General features: G+C 68.2%; 4 protein-coding genes. 1 reads left to right on the top strand and 3 read right to left on the bottom strand.

Features of this window, described 5'->3' with window-relative positions:
- Positions 1–1090: M20/M25/M40 family metallo-hydrolase (locus VGV06_11125; GenBank protein HEV2055708.1), on the top strand; the 1090-nt coding region annotated here is incomplete at its 5' end.
- Here the strand turns inward: VGV06_11125 and zwf are convergent.
- The 3 genes from zwf to VGV06_11110 form a co-directional block, all read right to left on the bottom strand.
- Positions 1083–2591, bottom strand: a complete 1509-nt coding sequence (zwf, locus tag VGV06_11120; GenBank protein ID HEV2055707.1) for a glucose-6-phosphate dehydrogenase — start codon at positions 2589–2591, stop codon at positions 1083–1085. The two genes, VGV06_11125 and zwf, sit on opposite strands and share 8 nt — an antisense overlap.
- Positions 2592–2777: 186 nt before the next feature.
- Complete coding sequence (gene glk, locus VGV06_11115) at positions 2778–3761, bottom strand: glucokinase (protein HEV2055706.1); 984 nt, start codon at positions 3759–3761, stop codon at positions 2778–2780.
- Positions 3762–3780: 19 nt separating this feature from the next.
- Positions 3781–5847 (bottom strand): glucosidase (locus VGV06_11110; protein ID HEV2055705.1); only part of this gene is annotated, 2067 nt, incomplete at its 5' end.

Raw genomic sequence — 5847 nt, 5'->3', positions numbered from 1 at the left:
CGAAGCGCTCACGGACTGGCGCGTGTATGCCCGCGGCGCCTCCGACGACAAAGGGCCCATCTGGTGCCACCTGGAAGCCCTGGCCCTGATGGACGAGCTCGGTCTGCCCCCCACGGTGAATCTCAAGTTCATCTTCGACGGCGAGGAGGAGATCGGCAGCCCGTTCTTCGGCACGTTGACGGAGAAGCACAAGGACCTGCTGGCGGCCGATCTCGTGCTGGTCACTGACGGCCCCAAGCACGGTAGCGGCAGGCCGACCATCAGCTTCGGCGCGCGGGGCGTCCTCAAGTTCGAGATGACCATCGAGTCCGCGCGGCGCGACCTCCACTCGGGAAACTTCGCCGCGCCCAATCCCAACTGGCGGCTGGCGGGGCTCCTCTCGAGTATGGCCGCGCCCGACGGCACGCCCCTCATCGAAGGCTTCGAGGACGGCGTGGCTCCGCCGACCCAGGCCGAGCGCGAGCTGATGGCGCGCGTTCCGCTCGATCTCCACGGGCTCGAGCGCGAGCTGGGCGTCAGCCTGGCGCAGGACTACCTCGAGAAGATCATGTTCCACCCGACGCTCACCATACGGGGCCTGCAGAGCGGGTTCGTCGGCGCGGAGGCCAACACCATCATCCCGCACAAGACGACGGTCGCCATCGACATCCGCATGGTCAAGAACCAGAAGATCGAGACCGTGTACAGGCGTGTCATCGAACACATCCGGGCTCAGGGCTTCGACGTCATCGAGGGAGCGGAAGCGCCCCTGCCCGATCAACTGCGCGGGCGGGCGGTGCGCGTGTCAGACAAGGGCGGCTACGACCCGGCCAAGACGCCCGCCGACCTGCCGATCTGCCGTGAAGTCGTCGAAGCCGTCGAGAGAGCGCACGGAGGGCAGCAGGCCGTCGTCACGCCGACCATGGGCGGCAGCGTGCCCATCTGGGCCTTCACCGACATCCTGCGGGTGCCGACCATCCTGGTGCCCTATGCGAACGCCAACAACCGCCAGCACAGCCCCAACGAGCACTTGCGCCTGGACCATCTCTTCCAGGGCGTGCGAACTACGGCCGGGCTGCTGGTCGATCTTGGACGGTCACCGACTACGTAGGTAGCCACCAGTGGCGGCCATCCTGGCCAATCAGGGCGTCGGCGGCGGCGGGCCCCCAGGAACCCGCAGCGTAGTTCGGGAAATCGCGCGGTGTCACCGATGCCCAGACATCGAGGATCGGCGTCGCAATCCGCCAGGCCTCCTCGACCATGTCGGCGCGGTGGAAGAGCGTCGAGTCGCCCACCATGCTGTCATAGAGTAGTCGCTCGTACCCCGTCGCCGCGCTCGTCTCCCCGAACTCCTTGTAGCTGAACTTGAGCTTGACGGTGTTGAGCTCCATGGTGGGCCCGGGATGCTTGGCCTTCATCTGGATCTCGATGCCTTCGTCGGGCTGGATGTGGAGCACCAACCGGTTCGGGTCGATCTGGTCCTCACGCTGGTCGAAGAGCAGGAGCGGCGGCCGTCTGAACTGGATCATGATCTCCGTGTCGCGCCGTCCAAGCCGTTTGCCCGAGCGCAGGTAGAAGGGCACGCCGGCCCACCGCCAGTTCTCGACCTGGAGCGCCAGCGCCGCGTACGTCTCCGTGTTGGAGCCGGGCGCGACCTTGGGCTCGCTCCGGTAGCCGACAACGGGCTGGCCGCCGATGACCCCGGGCCCGTACTGGCCGCGCACCGTTCGCTTCAGCACCTCCTCGGGCTTCATCGATCGGATGGCCTTGAGCACCTTCACCTTCTCGTCGCGGACCGCGTCGGCCTGGAACGAGGTCGGCGGTTCCATGGCGACAAGGTTCAGGAGCTGGAACATGTGGTTCTGGACCATGTCCCGGAGGACGCCCGCCTTCTCGTAGTAGTTGCCGCGATCCTCCACGCCCACGGCTTCGGCGACCATGATCTGGACGTGGTCGACGTAGCGGCGGTTCCAGACGGGCTCGAGGAGGCCGTTGGCGAAGCGGAAGACCATGATGTTCTGCACGGTCTCCTTGCCCAGGTAGTGGTCGATCCGGTAGATCTGGCTCTCCTCGAGGACGGCGCGAAGCTCCGCGTTGAGCGCGCGGGCCGAGTCGAAGTCGCGGCCGAAGGGCTTCTCGATCACCACGCGCCGCCAGACGTCGTCCGCCTGTCCGGTCAGCCCCGCTTCGCCCAGGCGCTTGACGATCTCGCCGAAGAAGTCGGGCGGCGTCGCGAGATAGAAGAGGACGCTGCCTCCCGTGGCGTGGTCGCGCGCCACGTCCTTGAGGAGCGCGCCGAGCTTGCTGTAGGTCGCCGGGTCGGTGAACTCGCCTGCCTGATAATAGAGCGCGTCCCTGATCTCCTTCCAGAGCGCCTCGTCCACTGAGCGCGTCGCGAACTCACGGATGTCCTTGGACTGCTCTTCGCGGAACTGCTCGTGGCTCTTTTCCTTCCGCGTCACGCCGACGACGGCGAGCTGCCGCGGCAGGAGCCCGGAGGCCTTGAGGTTGTAGATCGCGGGCAGGAGCTTGCGCTTGGTCAGGTCCCCCGCCGCGCCGAAGATGACGAGAGCGCACGGAGGCGAGGGCCTGAGCCCGGCCGGCTGGGGCATCGCGCTACGACCGGGCTCGCCGGAGCTCGTCCAGGAGGAGGCTCCGCAGCCGAGCCTTCATCTCCGCGGGCATCTCGACATGCTCCGCGCGGCCGGTCAGCTCCACACCGCTCCGGTAGGTCTCAGGGTGCACGCGGCAGTGTAGAGACGCCGCGGAGAAGGTGTCAAGCAGAGACCCGGCGGCGCTCATGAGGTTTCCATGAGTGCTGCGAGACGCGCCGCGCCCCAGAGCGGAGCCCGAGGGTCGAGCGCCACCTTTACTGGGATTGAGACGAGCAGGGAATCCAGGCGCCCCTTGTCGCGGAACGCGGCCGTGAAGCGCCCGTCGGAAAGCTTGGCCTGGATCTTCGGCGCGATGCCGCCGCCCACGACGAGCCCGCCCAACGCCAGGGTCTCGAGCGCGAGGTTGCCCGCCTGGGCGCCGTAGATCGAGACGAAGAGATCGAGGGCCTCGGCGCAGACGGGATCGCGGCCCGACAATCCCACCTCGCCCACCACAGCGCCGGCGTCCTCTCGCTGAAGCCGCGTGCGCAGCCAGTCCGGCGCGGCATGCCCCACGCGTGTCTGGAGGAACCGGTAGATGTTGGCGAGGCCGGGGCCGGAGAGCACGCGCTCCCAGCTGACGTGGCCGAACTCGGCCCTGAGGAAACGATAGAGGTCCACCTGGGTCTCGTCGCGCGGGGCGAAGTCGGCGTGGCCGCCTTCAGATGGCGCAACCCGGTACCCCCCCTGCCCGTCCGGGACCATGAGGGCCTGGCCCAGGCCCGTTCCGGCGGCGATCAGCGCCATGTTGCGTCCAGGGTTGGGCGTGCCCGACTGGAGGACGAGGAATTTCTCCGGCGGCAGCGCGAGGACGCCGTGCGCTGCCGCCTCGAGATCGTTGATGAGCCTCGCCGGCGCGCCCACCGCTGTCGCGAGGCGGCGCTCGTGGACTTCCCACGGCAGGTTCGTGGCGACGCAGTGCCCGTCCACGACGGGGCCCGCGACGCCCAGGCAAGCCGCGCCGACCTTGAGCCGCGGCGCGCCCAGGAGAAACGCCTCGACGGCGCTCTCGAGGCTCTCGATCTCTCGGCTCGGCAGGGTCGCTTCGCGGACGATGGACATCCCGGCGCCAGGATCGAAAGCGGCGAGCAGGGTCTTGGTGCCTCCGACGTCGCCTGCGAGGATCAAATGGGAGTATCTCGCAAACCTATTCCCCGCTCTGCTGGAGCAGCTTGGCCACGAGCCCCGTCCAGCCCGTCTGGTGGCTTGCGCCGATGCCGGCGCCGTTGTCCCCGTTGAAGTACTCGTGGAAGGGGATCAGGCCGCGCCAGTGCGGGTCTCGCTGGAATACTTCGGTGCCGCCGTAGACGGGGCGGCGGCCGTCGGGCCCTGGCAGGAAGAGCCTGTTGAGCCGCCGCGACAGCTCGCTCGCGACCTGCCAGAGGTTCAACCGCCGCCTGGAACCCGACGGGCACGCGACCTTGAGCTTGTCTCCGAAGAAGTGGTGGAACTTCTGGAGCGACTCGACCAGGAGATAGTTGACCGGGAACCACACGGGCCCGCGCCAGTTCGAGTTGCCGCCGAAGACAGCCGTGGTGGACTCTGCCGGCTCGTAGTCCACCCGGTGATCCTCGCCATTCACCCGGAGGACGTACGGGTGCTCCTTGTGGTAGCGCGACAGGGCGCGGACGCCGTTGGGCGAGAGGAACTCGTCTTCATCCAGCATGAAGCGCAGGACTCTCGGCAGCTGCGCCGTCGTCACGATGGAGAGCAGCATGCGCCTCCCGCCGCCGGGCTTGTCCATCACCGCGACGTGCTCGCGGAACTCTGGGTTGTTGTCGATGAACCAGCGCGCCCGGCGCGTGAAGCCCGGCAGCCGATCGGTCTGGGCGGTGTCCCAGGTCTCGACGGCGAAGAGCGGGATCAGACCCACCAGCGAGCGGACCTTTATCCGCTCCCGCCGGCCGTCCGGCAGCGCCAGGACGTCGTAGTAGAAGCCGTCCTCCTCGTCCCAGAGGCTCATGTCGGCGCCGCCGACGTGATGGGTTGCGTGGGCGATGTAGACGAAGTGCTCGAAGAACTTGCTGGCGACGTCTTCGTAGGCCGGGTCCTCGCGCGCGAGCTCCAACGCCATGGCGAGCATGTTGAGGCAGTACATGCCCATCCAGCTGGTGCCGTCCGACTGCTCGATGTACCCTCCCGTCGGCAGCGGCGCCGACCGGTCGAACACGCCGATGTTGTCGAGGCCGAGGAAGCCGCCCTGGAAGACGTTGCGGCCGGAGGGGTCCTTGCGGTTGACCCACCAGGTGAAGTTCAGAAGATGCTTGTGGAAGACCTTCTCGAGGAACTCCCGGTCCGCCACACCGCGGATGCGGCGGTCGATCTTGTACACGCGCCAGGCCGCCCAGGCCTGCACGGGCGGGTTGACGTCGCCCAGCGCCCACTCGTAGGCGGGGATCTGACCGTTGGGGTGCATGTACCACTCGCGCAGGAAGAGGATGAGCTGGGACTTGGCGAACTCGGGGTCCACGAGCGCCAGCGGGATCGTGTGAAACGCGAGGTCCCAGGCGGCGTACCACGGGTATTCCCACTTGTCCGGCATCGAGATGACGTCCTCGTTGTAGAGGTGCGTCCACTCGCTGTTGCGCCCGTGCCGGCGCTCCGGCGGCGGCGGCGGCTGGGTGGGATCGCCCGCGAGCCAGCGCTTGACGTCGTAGTGGTAGAACTGCTTGCTCCAGAGCATACCGCCGAACGCCTGGCGCATCACGGCGCGCCCCTCCGCCGACAGCGTGCGCGGGATGACTTGGCCGTAGAACTCGTTCGCTTCCGTGAGACGCGCCGCCATCGTGCGCTCGAAGGCGGGCCCAAAGGGGCCGGGCCCCGTGCCCACGGCCGCGTCGCTCAGCCTGAGCCTGAGCGTGCCTGTCTCGCCCGGCTTGAGAGTCAGGCGGTAGTGCGCGGCAGCTTTCGTGCCCTCGCGCGCCGGATTCACGGCATCGGCGCGCCCGTCGACCAGGTAGTCGTTGATCCCGTCCTTAGGGAAGCGCGAGGGGCCGGCGACTCCGAAGATGCGCGGGAAGTTCGTCTCGTTGTCGACGAAGAGGAGCTCGGGCGCCCCCTCGGCCGCAAGCCGGTAGTGGCCGAGGGTCGGGTGGTCCGCCGCGATGACCGCCGCGCCGGCGACACCCTCGGACACGCTCAGGCGGGGCTTGGCCGCGCCCACGTCCCAGTCCCAGGTGTTGCGGAACCAGAGGGTCGGCAGGAGGTGGAGCTC

This window comes from Candidatus Methylomirabilota bacterium (genome assembly GCA_035936835.1).
GTDB lineage: Bacteria > Methylomirabilota > Methylomirabilia > Rokubacteriales > CSP1-6 > AR37.
Note: the sequence above shows the minus strand (reverse complement) of the source record. Positions and strands in the feature narration are given on the sequence as shown.

What these genes read in the sequence shown, in the direction of transcription:
- zwf (HEV2055707.1), bottom strand. Translation starts at nt 2,591, where the DNA reads ATGCCCCAGCCGGCCGGGCTCAGGCCCTCGCCTCCGTGCGCTCTCGTC.